Source organism: Bifidobacterium sp. CP2, assembly GCF_018555635.1.
GTDB lineage: Bacteria > Actinomycetota > Actinomycetes > Actinomycetales > Bifidobacteriaceae > Bifidobacterium > Bifidobacterium saguinibicoloris.
The window spans coordinates 188,851-208,472 of record NZ_JAFEJX010000004.1 but is presented as its reverse complement, the minus strand read 5'-3'; the positions used below and the strand labels follow the sequence as shown (position 1 = coordinate 208,472).

Annotated in this window: 19 protein-coding genes and 1 tRNA gene; 16 read left to right on the top strand and 4 right to left on the bottom strand. The window is 66.1% G+C overall.

Annotated elements, in window-relative coordinates:
* The first annotated feature begins 3 nt into the window (after positions 1-3).
* Together ruvX and mltG are read left to right on the top strand one after the other, a co-directional pair.
* Entirely contained in the window at positions 4-456 is a 453-nt protein-coding gene (gene ruvX / locus JS531_RS04875; protein WP_214313510.1) for a Holliday junction resolvase RuvX, read from the top strand.
* 13 nt (positions 457-469) lie between these two features.
* Entirely contained in the window at positions 470-1,651 is a 1,182-nt protein-coding gene (mltG, locus tag JS531_RS04870; protein WP_214313508.1) for an endolytic transglycosylase MltG, read from the top strand.
* 122 nt (positions 1,652-1,773) lie between these two features.
* Here mltG and JS531_RS04865 read toward each other — a convergent pair whose 3' ends face one another.
* Positions 1,774-2,232 carry a prepilin peptidase gene (locus JS531_RS04865; RefSeq protein WP_214313499.1) on the bottom strand — a complete coding sequence of 153 codons (459 nt, stop codon included), beginning with the start codon at positions 2,230-2,232 and terminating at the stop codon, positions 1,774-1,776.
* Positions 2,233-2,319: 87 nt separating this feature from the next.
* On the opposite strand from JS531_RS04865, the gene aroC reads away from it, so the two are divergent.
* The 10 genes from aroC (at position 2,320) to JS531_RS04815 (ending at position 13,830) form a co-directional block, all read left to right on the top strand.
* Positions 2,320-3,513: a chorismate synthase gene (aroC, locus tag JS531_RS04860; protein ID WP_214313497.1), complete on the top strand. Its 1,194-nt coding sequence runs from the start codon at positions 2,320-2,322 to the stop codon at positions 3,511-3,513.
* A gap of 29 nt (positions 3,514-3,542) precedes the next feature.
* On the top strand, positions 3,543-5,168 hold the full coding sequence (locus tag JS531_RS04855; protein WP_214313495.1) for a bifunctional shikimate kinase/3-dehydroquinate synthase: 1,626 nt from the start codon (positions 3,543-3,545) through the stop codon (positions 5,166-5,168).
* Positions 5,169-5,261: 93 nt separating this feature from the next.
* Positions 5,262-5,711: a type II 3-dehydroquinate dehydratase gene (aroQ, locus tag JS531_RS04850; RefSeq protein ID WP_214313493.1), complete on the top strand. Its 450-nt coding sequence runs from the start codon at positions 5,262-5,264 to the stop codon at positions 5,709-5,711.
* 57 nt (positions 5,712-5,768) lie between these two features.
* A complete protein-coding gene (locus tag JS531_RS04845) occupies positions 5,769-7,430 on the top strand; it encodes a CTP synthase (RefSeq protein ID WP_214313491.1) in 1,662 nt (553 codons plus the stop codon).
* 221 nt (positions 7,431-7,651) lie between these two features.
* Complete coding sequence (gene sufB, locus JS531_RS04840; RefSeq protein WP_276313160.1) at positions 7,652-9,172, top strand: Fe-S cluster assembly protein SufB; 1,521 nt, start codon at positions 7,652-7,654, stop codon at positions 9,170-9,172.
* 5 nt (positions 9,173-9,177) lie between these two features.
* Positions 9,178-10,407 carry a Fe-S cluster assembly protein SufD gene (gene sufD / locus JS531_RS04835; protein WP_214313489.1) on the top strand — a complete coding sequence of 410 codons (1,230 nt, stop codon included), beginning with the start codon at positions 9,178-9,180 and terminating at the stop codon, positions 10,405-10,407.
* Positions 10,408-10,455: 48 nt separating this feature from the next.
* Positions 10,456-11,235, top strand: coding sequence for a Fe-S cluster assembly ATPase SufC (gene sufC / locus JS531_RS04830; RefSeq protein ID WP_214313487.1), 780 nt, complete (start codon positions 10,456-10,458; stop codon positions 11,233-11,235).
* 35 nt (positions 11,236-11,270) lie between these two features.
* Positions 11,271-12,542: a cysteine desulfurase gene (locus JS531_RS04825; protein ID WP_214313485.1), complete on the top strand. Its 1,272-nt coding sequence runs from the start codon at positions 11,271-11,273 to the stop codon at positions 12,540-12,542.
* A gap of 65 nt (positions 12,543-12,607) precedes the next feature.
* Positions 12,608-13,162: a Fe-S cluster assembly sulfur transfer protein SufU gene (sufU, locus tag JS531_RS04820; RefSeq protein WP_214313484.1), complete on the top strand. Its 555-nt coding sequence runs from the start codon at positions 12,608-12,610 to the stop codon at positions 13,160-13,162.
* Positions 13,163-13,233: 71 nt separating this feature from the next.
* A complete protein-coding gene (locus JS531_RS04815) occupies positions 13,234-13,830 on the top strand; it encodes a metal-sulfur cluster assembly factor (protein ID WP_214313482.1) in 597 nt (198 codons plus the stop codon).
* 100 nt (positions 13,831-13,930) lie between these two features.
* Here the strand turns inward: JS531_RS04815 and glgC are convergent, their stop codons facing one another.
* The 3 genes from glgC to JS531_RS04800 all read right to left on the bottom strand — a co-directional run bounded on the left by glgC (position 13,931) and on the right by JS531_RS04800 (position 16,489).
* Positions 13,931-15,178 carry a glucose-1-phosphate adenylyltransferase gene (glgC, locus tag JS531_RS04810; RefSeq protein ID WP_214313480.1) on the bottom strand — a complete coding sequence of 416 codons (1,248 nt, stop codon included), beginning with the start codon at positions 15,176-15,178 and terminating at the stop codon, positions 13,931-13,933.
* 273 nt (positions 15,179-15,451) lie between these two features.
* On the bottom strand, positions 15,452-16,324 hold the full coding sequence (locus tag JS531_RS04805) for an RNA methyltransferase (RefSeq protein WP_214313478.1): 873 nt from the start codon (positions 16,322-16,324) through the stop codon (positions 15,452-15,454).
* Positions 16,325-16,400: 76 nt separating this feature from the next.
* Positions 16,401-16,489: transfer RNA gene (locus tag JS531_RS04800), tRNA-Leu, on the bottom strand.
* Between the two features lie 95 nt (positions 16,490-16,584).
* Here JS531_RS04800 and JS531_RS04795 point away from each other — a divergent pair.
* From JS531_RS04795 to ybeY, 4 genes are all read left to right on the top strand, one after another.
* Positions 16,585-17,382 carry a 16S rRNA (uracil(1498)-N(3))-methyltransferase gene (locus JS531_RS04795; protein ID WP_214313476.1) on the top strand — a complete coding sequence of 266 codons (798 nt, stop codon included), beginning with the start codon at positions 16,585-16,587 and terminating at the stop codon, positions 17,380-17,382.
* Between the two features lie 78 nt (positions 17,383-17,460).
* Positions 17,461-17,799: a histidine triad nucleotide-binding protein gene (locus JS531_RS04790; RefSeq protein ID WP_214313473.1), complete on the top strand. Its 339-nt coding sequence runs from the start codon at positions 17,461-17,463 to the stop codon at positions 17,797-17,799.
* A gap of 30 nt (positions 17,800-17,829) precedes the next feature.
* Entirely contained in the window at positions 17,830-19,041 is a 1,212-nt protein-coding gene (locus JS531_RS04785) for a PhoH family protein (protein ID WP_214313466.1), read from the top strand.
* Positions 19,031-19,576: an rRNA maturation RNase YbeY gene (ybeY, locus tag JS531_RS04780; RefSeq protein WP_214313464.1), complete on the top strand. Its 546-nt coding sequence runs from the start codon at positions 19,031-19,033 to the stop codon at positions 19,574-19,576. The genes JS531_RS04785 and ybeY overlap by 11 nt, the downstream gene beginning before the upstream one ends.
* Positions 19,577-19,622 lie beyond the last annotated feature (46 nt).

Here is a 19,622-nt window from a genome sequence, read left to right as displayed (position 1 = left end):
CGTTTGACCTGGCTTGGCATTGATCTGGGTGACGCACGGGTCGGACTCGCATTGTCCGACCCGGAGCTCACCTTCGCACATCCGATCGGCAACATCCCCGCATATGGGGATTCGTTCCGCGCATTGGACGACGTGATCTACGTGATCGAAGACGAGCACGTGGACCACGTCGTCGTCGGCCTGCCGTTGCTGCTCAACGGCGATGAAGGCAAAAGCGCGAAGAAGGCGCGGCGTTGGGCCGCGAACCTCACCACCCGCATCAACCGTCTGATAGAGGACGGCGAAACCGTTCTGCAATCCGCGCCCGTCGTAGAATTGGTCGATGAGCGCCTCACCACGGTCAGCGCGCATCACCAGTTGAGCGAAGCGAACATCTCCAGCAGGAGACACCGTCCCATGGTCGACCAGCAGTCCGCCGTGGTGATACTGCAATCCGCGTTGGATCGCAAAGCGTGACAGGAGAGAAGTGATGTCCGAAAGCTTCAACGACTACTTCGAGGAGAACACCCAGTGGGTGGCCGGCAACTCCGCCGCTGCCCCCACGGCCGAACCGCCACGCCCCCCGAAATCTCGCAAGGAGATGCGCAAACGCCGCAAGAAGGGCAAGCGCAAGCGCCTCGTCATCATCATCTCGACGCTGGTGATCGTCGCGCTCGTGGCCACCGGCTGCTTCTTCGGCTACCGTCGCCTCGCCGCATGGCGCGCCTACAACGACAACCAGCAGGCCATCTCCCAGGACTACCCGGGCCCCGGCACCGGCACGGTGTGGTTCACCGTGGACCAGGGGGACGACGCCGTGGCCATCGCCAAGAAGCTGGTCAAGGCGGACGTGGTGAAATCCCAGGCCGCGTTCACCGCCGTCGCCATGGCGAACTCGTCCACGCTGTACCCTGGCACCTACGAGCTCAAGCGCCACATGGCCGCGGCCGACGTGATCGCCATCCTCTCCGACCAGACGAAGGCCACCGGCTTCCTCGACGTCAAGTCCGGTGAACGCGTCTCCGCCGTCATCAAGGAGGCCGCGCAGCTGTCCGGCATCGACGAAAGCGAATTCCAGTCGGTCGTCGACGGCGGCGGATCCGGCATCCTGCCCGCCGAGGCAAACGGCAAGTTCGAGGGGTGGCTGGAACCCGGCCAGTACGATGTGAAATCCAAGAAGAGCGCCTCGGACATCCTCAAGATGATGGTCGACAAGCGCATCGCCAAGCTCGACTCGCTCGGCGTGCCCACCGGCTCCGACCGCGAACGGATCCTCAACATCGCATCCATCGCGGAGGCCGAGGTGAACTCGAAGGAATACTACGGCAAGGTGACCCGCGTCATCCTCAACCGACTGGACAAGAACATGACCCTCGGCATGGACTCCACCGTCGCCTACGGCAATGACGTGGAACCCGCCAAGATCACCCAGGCCATGCTCGACGACGCGTCCAACCCGTACAACACGCGCATCAACAAGGGGCTGCCGCCCACACCGATCTCTAACCCGGGAGACAACGCCATCAAGGCGGCCCTCGCGCCCGAGGACGGGAACTGGCTGTACTTCGTCACCACGAACCTCGAGACCGGCGAGACCAAGTTCACCGACAACGAGACCGAATTCAACCAGTTCGTGCAGGAGTACAAGAACAACAACAAGAACGCGAACTGACCGCGGCACGCCGCGCATGACAGCAAACGGATCCCCGCGACGTCGGACGACGGACGCGGGGATCCGCGTATTCATACGGAGTCACGCGCAGATGAAGGCGCAGCGGATGGAACGAGGGCCCGTCACACCAGCACGGCGACGACCGCGGAGACCACGATCACGGGCACGAACGGCACCTTGCCGGCGTACGCGCCATGACGCTGCGGATCGAACCGCGTCCACAGCGCGACGAACAGGAACCCCAGCAGCCCCAGGCACACCCACCACGTCACCACATGGAACAGGCCGTACGCGCCCACGGCGAGACCCAGCGGCAGCATCGCCGTCACATCGCCCAACCCCACGGCCCCGGGCCTCGCCAACGCGAGCAGCAGCTGCACGCCGGCGCACAGCACGGCGAACAGCATCGCCTGCAACACCACGAAGAAGTCGTTCGCCATCACCGCCCACGCCACGTCCGCGGCCAATTGGACAAGGCATCCCGCCGCCACCCACGTCCGAGGCACGCGCCGACGGCGTACATCCTCCGCGGCGAGGGCCAGACCGCAAATGAGACCGGGCAGACAATACAGGTACGGCATGCCCTAACATTAACCCCTAGTCACGTACGCGAACAACCGTTTCCGGCGACAGGCGGGAAACGGCCAGAACAGTGGAGGAGAACGGATATGTTGCGTTGGCAGACGGCGGGGGAGTCCCACGGCGAGGCGCTGGTGGCCATGATCGAAGGGCTGCCCGCCGGGGTCGAGGTCACCAGCCAGGACGTGGTGGACGCGCTGGCGCGACGCCGTCTCGGCTACGGCCGCGGAGCCCGCATGAAGTTCGAACAGGACAAGGTGCGTCTGCTCACCGGCGTGCGCCACGGCTCCACGCTCGGCGGCCCCATCGCCGTGGAGATCGCCAACACCGAATGGCCGAAGTGGACCGAGGTCATGAGCGCCGACCCGCTCGACCACGACATCCCGCGTGAAGGCCGCAACGCCCCGCTGAGCCGCCCGCGCCCGGGTCATGCCGACTTGACCGGCATGCGCAAGTACGGGTTCGACGACGCCCGCCCCGTGCTCGAACGCTCCAGCGCGCGCGAGACCGCGTCCCGCGTGGCGTTGGGCTCCATCGCCGCGAAGTTCCTCGAACAGGCGTACGGCATCCGCACCGTCGCACACGTCATCTCCATCGGCGGCGCCGGCGTGGAGGATGCCGACCACACGCCGCTGCCCACGCCGGACGACGTCGCCGCGCTCGATGCCTCCCCGGTGCGCACGCTCGACAAGGCCGCCGAGGAGCGCATGATCAAGCGCATCGACGAAATCAAGGCCAACGCGGACACCGTCGGCGGCGTCATCGAGGTCATCGCCTACGGCGTGCCCGCCGGCATCGGCACATACGTGGAGTCCGACCGTCGTCTCGACGCGGCCCTCGCCTCCGCCGTCATGGGCATCCAGGCCATCAAGGGCGTGGAGATCGGCGACGGCTTCCTCGAGGCCGTGCGTCCCGGCTCCGCCGCGCACGACGAGATGGTGCCTGGCGAGGACGGCCACATCACCAGGCTCACCAACCGCGCCGGCGGCATCGAGGGCGGCATGTCCAACGGGCAGCCGATCCGCGTGCGCGCCGCCATGAAGCCGATCCCCTCCATCCCGAAGGCCCTGAGGACCGTGGACGTCGCCAACGGCGAGGCCGCGCAGGCCATCAACCAGCGTTCCGACTCCACCGCCGTGCCGGCCGCGGCCGTCGTGGCCGAGGCGATGGTCCGTCTCACCCTCGCCAAGTACGCGTTGGAGAAGTTCGGCGGCGACAGCCTCGAGGAGACCCGCCGCAACTGCGAGAACTACCTCGCCTCCTGGCCGGAGCACATGCGCTGAGCGGATTCGCTTCCGGAGGTACCAGACACATGAGCATGCAACCGAAGGCCGTCATCATCGGCATGATGGGGGCCGGCAAGACGCGCGTCGGCAAGGAGGTGGCCCACATGATGGGGCTGCCGTTCGCCGACGCGGACATCGAGATCGAACGCGAGGCGGGCATGAAGATTCCCGCCTACTTCGAACGGTACGGCGAACCCGCGTTCCGCGAGCTGGAGGCGGACCTCATCGCCGACTTCCTCGAGGACTTTGACGGGATCTTCTCCCTCGGCGGAGGAGCGCCGATGACGCCCTCCACACAGCGTGAGCTGGCCGCGTACATCGCACGCGGCGGCCGCGTCGTCTATCTGGACGCGGACCCGCACGAGGCCATGGAACGCGCCAACAGGGGAGGCGGACGCCCCATGCTCTCCGGCGACGCGAACGCGCGTTGGCGCAAACTGTACAAGCAGCGGGACCCCGTGTTCCGCGAAGTCGCCAACGTGCATGTGCACACGCGCAGGCAGACGCCGCAGCAGGCGGCGAGGAAGGTGATGAACATGATCTCCGAACGCACGGTGCACGTCACCGGAACCGGCATCGAACCCTACGACGTGGTCATCGGCGAAGGCGCGCTGAACCATCTCGCCGACGTGCTGGGCGAGGGCGTCGCCAAGGTGGCGCTCATCCACACGCGCCCGGTGCAGCGTCACTCCGACAGGGCGCGCACGCTGCTGCGTCAGGCCGGGTACGACGTGACCGACATCGTGGTGCCCGACGCCGAGGCCGGCAAAACCGTCGACGTCGCCAACGGCGTGTGGAGGCGTCTCGGCGACGAGGGCTTCACCCGTTCGGATGCGATCGTCGGCGTGGGCGGGGGAGCGGCCACCGACCTCGCCGGCTTCATCGCCGCCACCTGGATGCGCGGCATCCGCTACGTGAATTGCCCCACCTCCCTGCTCGCCATGGTGGACGCCTCCACCGGTGGCAAGACCGGCATCAACACCGAGGCGGGTAAGAACCTCGTCGGCTCGTTCTACACGCCCGCCGGCGTGCTCGCCGACCTCACCACCCTCTCCTCGCTGCCAAACGACATCTTCATCGAAGGCCTGGGCGAAGTGGCGAAATCCGGCTTCCTCGAGGACACGGAGATCCTGCATATCCTCGAACGGCACGCCGACGAGCTGCGCGCGTTCGACGGCGCCACGTTCCTCGGCTCCCCGCTGGAGGACGTGACCGCCGAGCTCATCGAACGCACGGTCACCGTGAAGATGCACCACGTGTCCGCCGACCTCAAGGAGAAAGGCAAGCGTGAGTTCCTCAACTACGGGCACACGCTCGCCCACGCCATCGAGAAGCTCGAGCACTTCCGCTGGCGTCACGGCAACGCGGTGGCCGTGGGCTGCGTGTACGCCGCCGAACTGGCCCATCTGCTCGGCCACATCGACCAGGACCTCGTCGACTACCACCGTTCGCTGCTCGGCTCGCTCGGCCTGCCGACCTCCTGGGACGGTGGCTCGTTCGAGGACGTGCTCGCCCTCATGCACAAGGACAAGAAGGCCCGCGGCAACATGCTGCGCTTCGTCATCCTCGACGGCGGCCCCGGGCACATGATGCACCTGGAGGATCCGCCGGCGGACGCCGTCCGCGAGGCGTTCGAACGCATCCGGCACTGAACCCCGGTGACGGATCCGTCCGGCGGTCCGTCCCAAACGACCCGTCCCCAAGCGATTCGTCCCCAAGCGATTCGTCCCAAGAAGGAGAGAACCATGCCAACGAAAGTCATCGTCGTCAACGGACCGAACCTTGGACGTCTCGGCGTGCGCCAGCCCGACGTGTACGGCCGCCAGGACCTCGAGGAGCTGCGCCGTCTATGCACCGCGTGGGGCGCCGAGCTCGGTCTCGAGGTCGAAGTGCGTCAGACCGACGACGAATCCGAGATGGTGCACTGGATGCATCAGGCGGCCGACGAGAAGACGCCCGTCGTGATGAACCCGGCCGCGTTCACCCACTACAGCTATGCGCTGGCCGACGCCGCGCACATGGTGGGCGACGCCGGTTTGCCGCTTATGGAGGTGCACATCTCCAACCCGTCCGCGCGCGACGAGTTCCGCAAGCGTTCGGTCATCTCGCCGGTCGCCACCGGCACCATCACCGGCATGGGCTTCTACGGATACAAGCTCGCGCTGGACGCCGTGGCCCATCTGGTCAATGGCTGACACGGACCCGGGGAGGGGAACACGCCGCGTCACGCACGGGTGATAGAGTGAAATTCCATGGTTAGAAGAACACATGGCAATTCGCAAGAGCACGTCACCAAGCATATCTTCGTCACCGGCGGCGTGGTCTCCTCCCTCGGCAAAGGCCTGACCGCCTCCTCCCTCGGCCGTCTCCTGCGCTCCCGCGGCCTGCATGTGCTGCAGCAGAAGCTCGACCCGTACATCAACGTCGACCCGGGCACCATGAACCCGTTCCAGCACGGTGAAGTGTACGTCACCGAGGACGGTGCCGAGACCGATCTCGACATCGGCCACTACGAGCGTTTCCTCGACGTCTTCCTCTCCCAGAAGGCCAACGTCACCACCGGCCAGATCTACCAGGAGGTGCTGCGCAAGGAGCGCGCCGGCGAATACCTCGGCCAGTGCGTGCAGGTCATCCCGCACATCACCAACGAGATCAAGTCCCGCATGCGCGCCCAGGCGAGCGACGACGTGGACGTCATCATCACCGAGATCGGCGGCACCGTCGGCGACATCGAATCCCAGCCGTTCCTCGAGGCGGCCCGCGAGGTGCGCCGCGACCTCGGCTCCGACAACTGCATGTTCGTGCACGTCTCCCTCGTGCCGTACATCTCCGCCGCCCACGAGCTCAAGACCAAGCCCACCCAGCACTCCGTCATGATGCTGCGCCAGCTCGGCATCTCCCCGGACGCGCTCGTGCTGCGCTCCGACCGTCCGCTCAACCAGTCCATCAAGGACAAGATCAGCCTCATGTGCGACGTGGACGCCGAGGGCGTGGTCAACTGCGTGGACGCCAACAGCATCTACGACGTGCCGAAGATCCTGTTCGACGAGGGCCTCGACGCGTACGTGGTGCGCGAGCTCGGCCTGCCGTTCCACGACGTCGACTGGGACGAGTGGGAGGACCTGCTCGAGCGTGTCCACCACCCGAAGCACGAGGTCAACGTCGCCATTGTCGGCAAGTACATCGACCTGCCGGACGCCTACCTGTCCGTCACCGAGGCCATCAAGGCCGGCGGTTTTGCCAACTGGGCCAAGGTCAACGTCAAGTGGGTCGCGGCCGACCGCTGCGAGACCGAGGAGGGCGCGGCCGCCGCGCTCGACAACATCGACGGCATCGTCATCCCCGGCGGCTTCGGCATCCGTGGCATCGAAGGCAAGATCGGCGCTCTGAAGTTCGCGCGTGAGAACAAGCTGCCGGCCCTCGGCCTGTGCCTGGGCCTGCAGTCCATGGTCATCGAGTACGCGCGCCACGTGCTCGGCATCGAGGACGCCAACTCCACCGAGTTCGAGCCGGACTGCGCCAACCCGGTCATCGCCACCATGGAGGAGCAGAAGGACATCGTCGCCGGCAAGGGCGACATGGGCCACACCATGCGCCTCGGCTCCTACCCGGCCGAGCTCGAGGAGGGTTCGCTGGTCGCCGAACTGTACGGCACCACGCACGTCACCGAGCGTCACCGTCACCGCTACGAGGTCAACGTCGCGTACAAGGACCGTCTGCGCGAAGGCGGCCTGCGCATCTCCGGTCAGAGCCCGGACGGCGAGCTCACCGAGTTCGTCGAACTGCCGCAGGACGTGCACCCGTTCTACGTGGCCACCCAGGCGCACCCGGAGTTCAAGTCCCGCCCGACCAAGCCGCACCCGCTGTTCGCGGGCCTCGTCAAGGCCGCGCTCGACCACCAGCGTGAGCGCTGACCTCTCGTTCTCCTCTAGGGGAGCGGAACGGGACCGCCGATAGGGCGTCGGCCATGACCTTCATCGAGGTCGTGGCCGACGCCCTTTCGCGTACGATGCGCAGGCGACGACGGCCCGCCGCCGGTTCCGTTCCGTAACCAAGCTCACGTTGCGCGTACAGCCGACATACGGTGTCGGTATGGAGTTGCGACGTACCTTCTGCTAGGTTTGCGTAGGAACTTATGAACGATTGGAGGCAGTGTACGGTGAGTGACACCCAGGCACCCAACGCCGCAGCTGACGTGGAGATGAGCCAGTACGTGGCCGACAGGTCCCGCGTCAACGAGGAGAAGATCAGACAGGACGACGAGATCATCCAGCAGTTCGGCGACTACAGCTACGGCTGGCATGACTCCGACGCGGCCGGCGAGGCCGCCAAGAGAGGCATCGACGAGAACGTCGTCCGCGGCATCAGCGCCGACAAGGGCGAGCCGCAATGGATGCTCGACATGCGTCTGCGCGGCTACAAGGCGTTCCTCGAGAAGCCGATGCCGGAATGGGGCGTCGACCTGACCGGCTTCAACGCCGACGACTTCAAGTACTACGTCAAGCCGATCGACAAGCAGGCCAAGACCTGGGACGAGCTGCCCGACGACATCCGCAACACGTACGACCGCCTCGGCATCCCGGAGGCGGAGAAGAACCGCCTGGTCTCCGGCGTGGCCGCCCAGTACGAGTCCGAGGTCATCTACAACTCCATCCAGGAGGACCTGAAGAAGCAGGGCGTGATCTTCGTCGACACCGACACCGCCGTGCGCGAATACCCCGACCTCGTGCGCAAGTATTTCGGCACCGTCGTGCCCCCGGAGGACAACAAGTTCGGCGCCCTCAACACCGCGGCGTGGTCCGGCGGCTCATTCGTGTACGTGCCCAAGGGCGTCCACGTGGACATCCCGCTGCAGGCGTACTTCCGCATCAACACCCCGGCCATGGGCCAGTTCGAACGCACCCTGATCATCGCCGATGAAGGCTCCTACGTGCACTACGTCGAAGGCTGCACCGCCCCGATCTGGTCCGAGGACTCCCTGCACGCCGCCATCGTCGAGATCATCGTCGAGAAGCACGCCCGCGTGCGCTACACCACCGTGCAGAACTGGTCGAACAACGTGTACAACCTCGTCACCCAGCGTGCCTACGTGCGCGAGGGCGGCACGATGGAATGGGTCGACGGCAACATCGGCTCCAAGGCCACGATGAAGTACCCGGCCTGCATCCTCGCCGAACCGTACGCGAAGGCCAGCACCATGTCGCTCGGCTTCGCCGGCAAGGGCCAGTACCAGGACACCGGCGCGAAGATGATCCACCTCGCCCCGCACACCTCGTCCACGATCGTCGCCAAGTCGATCTCCCGCGGCGGCGGCCGTTCCGCGTACCGCGGCCTCGTCAAGATCGTCAAGGGCGCGGAAGGCTCCTCCAACTCCACCGTGTGCGACGCGCTGCTCGTCGACGACTTCAGCCGTTCCGACACGTACCCGCACGTGGACGTGCGCGAGGACGATGTCTCGATGGCGCATGAGGCCACCGTCTCCAAGATCTCCGAGGACCAGCTCTTCTACCTGATGAGCCGCGGCCTGTCCGAAGAGGAGGCGCAGGGCATGATCGTGCGCGGCTTCGTCGAGCCGATCAGCCGCGAGCTGCCGATGGAATACGCGCTCGAACTCAACAGACTCGTCGAATTGCAGATGGAAGGATCGGTGGGCTGATTCCCATGGCGGACAACAACGCAGCAGAACTCAACATCCCCGTCGCGGATCCGAACGACCCGTACAAGGTGCCGGCGGCCATGCCGTCCAGCGCGGACCGTGCGCCCCGCTCGTTCGAGGTCGACGCATTCCCGGTGCCGGACCGCAAGCAGGAGGATTGGCGCTACACGCCTGTCGAACGCATCGCCGAATTCTTCGAGCCGTTCACGCCGTCCGGCGAGACACAGATCGAAGTCGGCATGATCGACGGCTCGCCGCTCGCCGCGGGCGTCACCGTCGAGCAGGTCAAGCTCGGCGAGAAGGAGTCCGGCACGGTCTCCAAACCGAACGACCGCGTCTCCGCCGTCGAATGGAACTCCGGTGCCACCGCCACCATCATCCGGCTCGAAGGCGAGATTGCCCGGCCCGTGCTCGTCAAGGTGCACGGCGCCGGCGAGGACCTCGACGCGTTCCACCTCGTCATCGCCGCCGCCGACAGGGCGCACGCGGACGTCGTCGTCGAACACGACGGCGACGCGAAGCTCGCCGAAGGCGTCGAAATCGTCACCGGCAAGGACTCGCACGTCTCCACCACCTTCATCCAGGAATGGGACCGCACCGCCAAGCACGTCGGCAACCACCGCATCCACGTGGGCGAAGGCGCGTCCCTGCGCCACGCCGTCGTCACGCTGGGCGGCGACGTCGTGCGCATCCGCATGGACCAGGACTTCGGCGGCGAACAGGGCGACCTCAACATGCTTGGCATCTACTTCGTCGACCCGGGCGAACACATCGAGCACCGCACGATGGTCGTCCACAACCACCCCGACTGCAAGAGCCGCGTCGTCTACAAGGGCGCGCTCGACGGCAAGGGCGCGCACTCCACGTGGGTGGGCAACGCGCTGATCGCCCCGACGGCCCCCGGCACCGACTCCTACGAGCTCAACCGCAACCTCGTCCTCACCCCGGGGGCGATCGCCGATTCCGAGCCGAACCTCGAGATCGAGAATGGCAACATCATCGGCGCCGGCCATGCGAGCTCCGTCGGCCGTTTCGACGACGAGGAGCTGTTCTACCTCGAATCCCGAGGCATCCCGGAGGCCGAGGCGCGCAAGCTCGTCGTGCGCGGCTTCTTCGGCGAACTCGTCGAGGAGATCGGCATCCCGGCCGTCTCCGACCACCTCATGGACGTCATCGACCGGCGACTGGCCCGCGGCGAAAGCGCGGCCATGGCGCAGGTGCTCGAAGACAAGTAACGCCCCGCAGCAAGCAACAACACGCATTTTCAGGTTTTAGGAGATTCAATGTCCACTCTCGAAATCAAGGACCTCCACGTCCACGTCGAAACCAAGGAAGGCACGAAGCAGATCCTCAAGGGCGCCTCGCTCACCGTCCACTCCGGCGAGACCCACGCGATCATGGGCCCCAACGGCTCCGGCAAATCCACTCTCGCCTACACGCTGGCCGGCCACCCCAAGTACGTGGTCGACTCCGGCGAAGCGCTCCTCGACGGACAGGACATCCTCAAGATGACCCCGGACGAGCGCGCCAAGGCGGGTCTCTTCCTCGCCATGCAGTACCCGGTCGAGGTGCCGGGCGTCTCGATGACCAACTTCCTGCGCACCGCGAAGACCGAGATCGACGGCGAGGCGCCGTCCGTGCGCACCTGGGCGCGCGAGCTGTCCCAGGCGATGAAGCGTCTCAAGATGGACCCGAAGTTCGCGTCCCGTTCCGTCAACGAAGGCTTCTCCGGCGGTGAGAAGAAGCGCGCCGAAGTGCTCCAGCTCGAACTGCTCAAGCCGAAGTTCGCCATCCTCGACGAGACCGACTCCGGCCTCGACGTCGACGCGCTGCGCATCGTGTCCGAAGGCGTCAACCGCGCCAAGGAGGCCAACCAGTTCGGCATCCTCATGGTCACGCACTACACGCGCATCCTCAAGTACATCAAGCCGGACATCGTGCACGTGTTTGCCGACGGCCACTTCGTCAAGACCGGCGGCCCCGAGCTGGCCGACGAGCTCGAGGAGAACGGCTACGACGCGTACCTGCCGGAAGGTGCGGACTCCGAGTCCGCTCTGGCCTGAGCGCCGGAGGAGAAACCCGGCGGAAGGGGAGACACATGGTTGATTTCGCAGCGATCCGGGACGAGTTCCCGATTCTGAAGCAGGAGATCCACGGGCACCCGCTCGTGTACCTCGACTCGGCGGCCACCTCGCAGAAGCCGCAGTGCGTCATCGATGCGGAGAGCGAGTTCTACCGTACGATCAACGCCGGCGTGCACCGCGGCGCCCACGAGCTCGCGGCCCGCAGCACCATGGCGTTCGAGGAGGCGCGCGCCAAGGTCGCGAAGCTGGTCGGCGCCAACGCCGAGGAAGGCGAGGAGGAGATCGTCGTCACCGGCGGCGCCACCGCCGGCCTGAACCTGCTCGCCACCGCGTTCGGCAACGCGTCGCTCGGCCGCGGGGGGGCAGCCGCGAAGCGCTTCGCCCTGAAGCCCGGCGACGAGATCGTCGTCTCCAAGGCCGAACACCACTCCGTGCTGCTGCCGTTCCAGGAGCTCGCCTACCGCACCGGCGCCACGTTCAAGTGGCTCGACCTGACCGAGGACGGGCGAGTCCGCACCGACGACCTCGACGAGGTCATCACCGACCGCACCAAGGTCGTGGCCGTCACGCATGTGGGCAACACCACCGGCGCCATCACCGACATCGCCCCCATCGTCAAGCGCGCGCACGAGGTCGGCGCCGTCTTCATCCTCGATGCATGCCAGTCTGTGCCGCACCTCAAGGTCGACTTCCACGCGCTCGACGTCGACTTCGCCGCATGGAGCGCGCACAAGATGTACGGCCCCACCGGCGTCGGCTTCCTCTACGGCCGCCGCGAACTGCTCGAGGCCCTGCCGCCGGCGAACTTCGGCGGCTCGATGGTGGAGCTCGCATGGATGGACCAGCCGGCCCAATACATGGAGCCCCCGGCCCGGTTCGAAGCCGGCACCCAGCCGGTTGCGCAGGTCGTCGCCGCGGGCGTCGCCGCCGAATGGATGATGAACATCGGACTCGAGAACATCGAGGCCCACGAAAAGACCATCGCCGCCGAACTGCTCAAGCTCGGCGACATCGACGGCATCCGCATCCTCGGCCCCCGTGAGAACGTGGACCGCATCGGCACCGTCGCATTCGACGTGAAGGGCGTCCACCCGCACGACGTCGGCCAATACATCGACGCGCAGGGCATCGCCATCCGCGTGGGCCACCACTGCGCCCAGCCGGTCCACCGGCACTTCGGGCTGTACGCCTCCAACCGCGCCTCCTCCGGCGTGTACAACACCGTGGAGGACGCGCAGGCCCTGGTCGAGGCCGCGAAGGGCATCCGGAAGTTCTTCGGCGCCTGACCGCACGCGACATACGATTCCGCCCTCCCCACCGGTCATGGGGAGGGCGCTATATTGAGGTGATTATGAACGATTACGGCATGAGCGGCGACGACCTCGAACAGATGTACCAGGAGGTCATCCTCGAGGCCGCGAAGAACCCGCATGGCAAGGAGCATTTCGCGGCGGACCTGACGAAGGAGGGTGCGGGGGAGTCCACGGGCGACACCGTCGTCCGCGCCACCCACGAATACTGCACGCCGGGCGAATCCCACCAGTTCAACCCCACCTGCGGCGACGAGGCGACCGTCCACGTGGAGGTCTCCGACGAGGAGCCCTACACCATCCGACGTGTCGTATGGGACGGTCAGGGCTGCTCCATTTCGCAGGCCAGCCTGTCCGTCATGGTCGACCTCGTGGACGGCAAGACCGTGGACGAGGCCATGGAGCTCGAGCATACCTTCCACAAGCTCATGGAATCCCGTGGCAAGGGGTTGGACGACGAGACCGCCGAGGAGAGCCTCGGTGACGGCATCGTGTTCCAGGGCGTGTCGAAGTACCCGATGCGCATCAAATGCGCGCTGCTCGCCTGGGAGGGTCTCAAGGACTCCATCGCCAAGGCGTTGGCCGCCAAGCAGTGAGCGAAGACGGGTGACAACAGGATTGCGCCCGCGTAGAGTAGACCACACAACCCTTTAGGTATGGAGTGACAATGAGCGATAACCTGGTGCCCGAACCGCAGCCCACCGTGTTCGACGCGGTCAACGGCGTCCTGCAGGATGAAGAGGCCGCGCGCCGTGTGATGGCCAACCCCGCCCTGGCCAAGGGCTTCCCGAACGGCCGTCCCGCCGAGGCGGGGGCCGGCGCCGCCGGAGACGACATGTGCGCCTGCGGCCGGCACAAGAAGAGCGAATGCGGCCACGACGAGCCCGACCACGGGGATGACGCCGACATCCCGCTGAAGTTCGTCGACGACATCGGCCGCGCCACCGCCGAGGACGTGCGCGAGGCGCTTCATCAGGTCATCGACCCGGAGCTCGGCATCGACGTCATCGACCTGGGCCTCGTCTACGGCATCGAGATCGACGACCTGGGCCGCGCCATCATCACGATGACGCTGACCACACCGGCATGCCCGCTGACCGACCTCATCGAGGACGAATGCGCGAGTACGCTCGCCGGTCTCGTCGAGGAGTTCCGCATCGATTGGACGTGGCAGCCACGCTGGACGATGGACAAGATCACTCCGGAGGGTCGCGACCAGCTCGCGGCGCTCGGCTTCAACTTCGACAATCTGCCCAAGTACTGATTCGACCGATTCGACCGATCCGATTCAATCCGATCGGTGGACGGATACGCGAAGGCCCCGAACCGTTCCGGTTCGGGGCCTTCAGACGTTTTCAGGACCGTCAGTCGTCGACGACGGTGCCCTTCGGGACCACGGTGATGCCTTCCGGAGTGACCGTGAAGCCACGGGCGAGATCATGCTCGGTGTCGATGCCGACCGTGGAGTTCTCCGTGAGCACGACGTTCTTGTCGAGGATCGCCTTGTACACGCGAGCGCGACGGTTGACGATCACGCCGTCGAACAGAACGGAGTCCACGACCTGCGCCCACGAGTGGATGCGCACGTTCGGAGAGAGCATGGAGTGGTGCACCTCGCCGCCGGAGACGATGACGCCGGGGGAGACGATCGAATCGGTCGCGTGGCCGAGACGGTCACGGCCGGCATGCACGAACTTGGCCGGCGGCAGCGTGCCGGAGTTCGTGTAGATCGGCCACGCCTGGTTGTACAGGTTGAACTCGGGCACGTAGGCGATGAGGTCCATGTGCGCGTCGTAGAACTGCTTGATCGTACCGACGTCGCGCCAGTAGGCGTGGTCGGTCGGCGTGGCGCCGGGAATCTCGTTCGTGTTGAAGTCGTACACGCCGGCCTCGCCGCGGGCGGCGAAGTACGGGGCGATGTCGCCGCCCATGTCGTGCTTCGTGTTCTCGTTCTTCTCGTCCTTGGCCAGCGCGTCGAACAGGGCGTCCGTGTTGGCCACGTAGTTGCCCATCGAAGCGAGGAAGGAACCCGGATCGTCCGGCAGACCCGCGCAGGTGTCGGGCTTCTCGAGGAAGCTCTTGATCTGGTTCGGGTGCTCCGGATCCACGTCGATGACGCCGAACTGCTTCGACTGCTCGATCGGCTGGCGGATGCCGGCCACGGTGAACTCCGCGCCGGATTCGATGTGCTGCTGGACCATCTGTCCGAAGTCCATGCGGTAGACGTGGTCGGCGCCGACGATCACGACGATGTCAGGCTGCACGTCCTCGATGATGTTGATGGTCTGGTAGATGGCGTCGGCGGAACCGAGATACCAATGCTTGCCGAGGCGCTGCTGCGCCGGGACGGGGGAGACGTAGTTGCCCAGCAGGGAGGAGAAGCGCCACATCTGGGAGATGTGACGGTCCAAGGAGTGGGACTTGTACTGGGTGAGCACGACGATGTGGCGGTAGTCGGAGTTCACCAGGTTGGACAGCGGGAAGTCGATGAGACGGAACACGCCGCCGAACGGCACCGCGGGCTTCGCGCGGTCGCGGGTCAGCGGCATGAGGCGAGTGCCCTCGCCGCCAGCGAGCACGATCGATAGAATCTTCTGCTTGTTTTTCGCCATTGTCTTACGTTGCTCCTCTCAACAACTGCCAGCGCCTTTCCACGCCGCTCGGGTCCGTAAGCCGAGCATCCTTGCCCCGGCTTCACACTGACAATGATTGCACAAAAACCGCGACACGCAAGCAATGGACGCGTCGCGCGTCCGGCGTGTCCATCGCTCGACGATGTGACATGGCTCACAGATTCCGCTTCACATCGGATGTCCGCGACGTACCGACATGCACACGGCGCATGTTCGTTTGCCGGCGTGCGTGCGGGGCGATGCGCCGGCCGATTACCGCCGATGCGGGCGCGTGGCGTAGAAGGCGACCGCGCTGGACGCGGCCACGTTGAGGGAGTCGACGCCGTGGGCCATCGGAATCCTCACCGTGAGGTCGGCGCGCGCGATGGTGTGCCGGGACAGTCCGTCGCCTTCGGTGCCGAAGATGAGCGCCAGCTTGTCGATGTGGTCGGCCTCGGACGGGTCGTTGTCGAGGCGGCGGGTGAGCTCGTCGAGGCTGATCGAATCGTCCTCCAACGCCATGGCGACGGTGGTGAAGCCGAGGGACCTGAGCTCGTCGACGCCCTTGAACGGCCAGTAGCGTCTGTCGTCCCCGCCGATGCGCGTCCAGGGAATCTGGAACACGGTGCCCATCGAGACACGCGCCGCGCGGCGGTAGAGCGGGTCACCGCAGGAGGGGGTGACCAGCACCGCATCGACGTCAAGCGCCGCGGCGGAACGCATCAGCGCCCCCACATTCGTGTGGTCGACGATGTTCTCCATCACCGCCACACGCGTCGCGCCGGCGCAGACCTCCTCCACCGTGGGCAGCGCCCAGCGGCGCATGGCGGACAACGCGCCCCGGTGCAGCCGATAGCCGGTCAGCCGGCGCAGCTGTTCGGGCGACGCCACGTACACGGGGACGTCCGGTCCCCAATGCTCGTCGATGAAGGAGAATTCGTCGCCCATGCCCGCGATCCACTGCTCCTCGACCAGCAGGGAGATGGGTTCGCGTCCGGCCGCCAACGCGCGGTCGATGACCTTCGGCGATTCGGCGATGAACAGACCCTTCTCCGGCTCCAGCCTGTTGCGCAGCTGAATCTCAGTGAGGTTGACGTATGCGGACACGCGCTCGTCGTCGATGGACTCAAGATGGACGAAGCGCATGGGTGCTCCTTAGGGGAATGGATGGGAAATGTCATCGGATACGAGAAAACCCCTTGTCTCCAAGGGGTTTCGTCTGTGCCCGAGACGGGACTTGAACCCGTACGCCTGTTAAAAAATAGGCACTAGCACCTCAAGCTAGCGCGTCTACCATTCCGCCACCCGGGCAGGTGTCGCTGTTTGGCAACGAAAAGATAGATTAGCATTGATTCGCAGGCATGCAATCATCGGCGTGTCGTGTCGGTGTTGATAGCCTTGGAGGCATGACGAACGCACTGTTTCTTCTGGACCCCGACCATGACGACGTGCCGGTGAACTCCGACGAGCTCAACGCCGGATGGAAGATCACGCTGCCCGCCGCGGTCCGCCGCCATGCCGTGCAGGCCATGCGGCTCCGGCGCGGTGACGGCCTGCAGCTCTCCGACGGCCGCGGACTGCGCATCGAGGCGGTCATGGACGACCCCGACGCCGGGCTGGTCGAGGTCCACGCCTTCACGCGAGAGCCGGCGCCGGTGACGCGCCTGTCCCTGGTGCAGGCGCTGGCGAAGACCGGACACGACGAGCAGGCGATCGACGTCGCCACCCAGATCGGCGTCGACGAGGTCGTCCCATGGCAGGCGGACCGCTCCATCGCCAAATGGAAGGCCGGACGCACGGACCGCAAGTGGGGGAGCGTGCTCGACGCCGCCACCGAGCAGTCCCGACGCGCATGGCGCCCGGAGCTTGCGCCGTGCGTGACCAGCCGGCAGATCGTCTCGATGTGCCTCAGGGCGAACGTGCACGGCGACTTGGTCATCGTGCTCCATCAGGACGCCACCGACACCTGGAGCTCCATCGAGGGACTGGCAGGGGAGCTGTCCGAACGCTGCCTGGCGGACGGACGGCCGCGCACCATCCATGTGGTCGTCGGCCCCGAAGGCGGCATCAGCGAGGACGAGGTGAAGGAGTTCGTCGACTCCGGCGCGCACAGCGTGCGCCTCGGGACGAACATCCTGCGCGCGTCCGCCGCAGGTCCGGTGGCCCTTTCGCTGCTGAGCCGCGCGTTGGGACGGTACGCGTGACCGACGGGCCGCGCGCGTAACGGGCACGCGGTAAGCTGGCATACGGAAACCGAACGAGGACGAATGCAAGGAGCGACCATGAGCGAATCGGACGACTGCCTGTTCTGCAAGATCATCGCGGGGGAGATTCCCAGCGAGAAGGTCTACGAGGACGACACCACCTACGCCTTCAAGGACATCAACCCCAAGGCCAAGGTGCACGTGCTGGTCGTGCCGAAGAAGCACTACGCCAACGCGGCCGAGCTGGCCGCCGCGGACCCGGAGCAGCTCGCCCACATGGTCGAAGTGGCCCAGCACATCGCCGATGACGCCTTCCACGGCGCCTACCGTCTGGTGTTCAACACGGGGTTGGACGCGGGACAGACGGTCTTCCACGTGCATGCGCACGTGCTCACCGGCGAAGTGCTCGACGAGTAGAACGGCGCCCAGGCGAACAGGAAGGATTCCGTGGCGACCACAACACGAACCATCACCATCCCCTCCCAACTCGACCCGGTCGCCGTTCTGGGCCCCGTCGACGAAGTCATCAGGGAAGTCGAACGGGCGTTCCCCGACCTGACGATCATTGTGCGCGGCAACCGCGTGGCCATCGTCTCCCATTCTCGGCAGACCGAAGGCGACGCATCCAAGGCGGAGGACCTCGTCAACACCATCATCGAAGCCGCGCACACCGCGCCGATGGATGCGGACACCGTCCGCCGGCTCATCGACCAGGATGTGCTCGACAACCGCACGCGGACGGCCCACCCGGGGCATGGGCGCGCCGTCGAGGCGCTGCAGCGCATGGAGACGAACCGCGCCCGGCATGACGGCGAGGACCGCCGCCGACCCACCGTGCCCGGCGTCATCACGTACGCCGCAGGCAACCCGGTGCGGGCGAAGACGGCCGGACAGGCGGCGTACGTGGCCGCCATCGAATCACACATCATCACCTTCGGCATCGGACCGGCCGGCACCGGCAAGACCTACCTCGCGGTGGCCAAGGCGGTGCGGGCCTTCCAGGACAGACAGGTGCGCCGCATCATCCTCACCCGGCCCGCCGTCGAGGCGGGGGAGAGCCTCGGCTTCCTCCCCGGCACGTTGAACGACAAGGTCGATCCGTACCTGAGGCCGCTCTACGACGCCCTCGGCGACATGCTCGGCGCCGATCAGATGAAACGGCTGATGGACGACGGCACCATCGAGGTGGCGCCGCTCGCCTACATGCGTGGACGCACCCTCAACGACGCCTACGTGATTCTCGACGAGGCCCAGAACACCACCGAGCAGCAGATGAAGATGTTCCTCACCAGACTCGGATTCAATACGAAGATGGTGATCACCGGCGACATCACGCAGGTGGACCTCGCCGTGCCCAGGTCCGGACTGGCCACCATCGAGCGCATCCTCGGCGGCATCGAGGACATCGCCTTCGTGCATCTGAGCCCCGAGGACGTGGTCCGGCATCATCTCGTCGGACTCATCGTCGAGGCGTACAACCGCAACGAAGGATTGGACGGCGACCACCGCGCCATGTCCCGTGCCGGACGACGCCGCGAAGGCCGGCGTGGACGCGGGGACGGGACGACGGACCCCTCCGCCGGGAAGACGGATGCGACCGACCGGGAACGCGCCCGGGACCCACAGAATCAGGACCGAAAGGACAACGATGAGCGTTGACGTGTCCAACGAGACCGTATGGACGATCGACCCCAAACTCTTCTCCGACCTCGGAGTATGGGTGCTCGACCAGATGAAGGTGAGCACCCAGTCCGACCTCACCATCCTGTTCGTCGATCCGGAGCCCATCGCGCAGATGCACGAGCATTGGATGAACCTCGAGGGCCCCACCGACGTGATGAGCTTCCCCATGGACGAACTGCGTCCCGGGGACGGCAAGACCGTCATGGAGGGAGTGCTCGGCGACATCGTCATCTGTCCATGGGTGGCCGCGCAGCAGGCCGCCGCCGCCGGCCACGGCATCCTCCAGGAGATGATGCTCCTGACCATCCACGGCATCCTGCATCTGCTCGGATACGACCACGTCAATCCGGAGCAGGAACGCCAGATGTTCGGGCTGCAACGCCAGCTGCTGCTCACCTTCATCGCGGTGAGACACGACCTCGGCGCTCCGGTGGAGCTTCCCGCGGGCAGCGTGGACGCCCTCGCCGCGTACGACGCCGAGCATGGCGCCGGACGTCAGATCACGCGCTGACCGCGGCCGCGTCGGACCGCGTCGGACCGCATCAGAAGGACACATC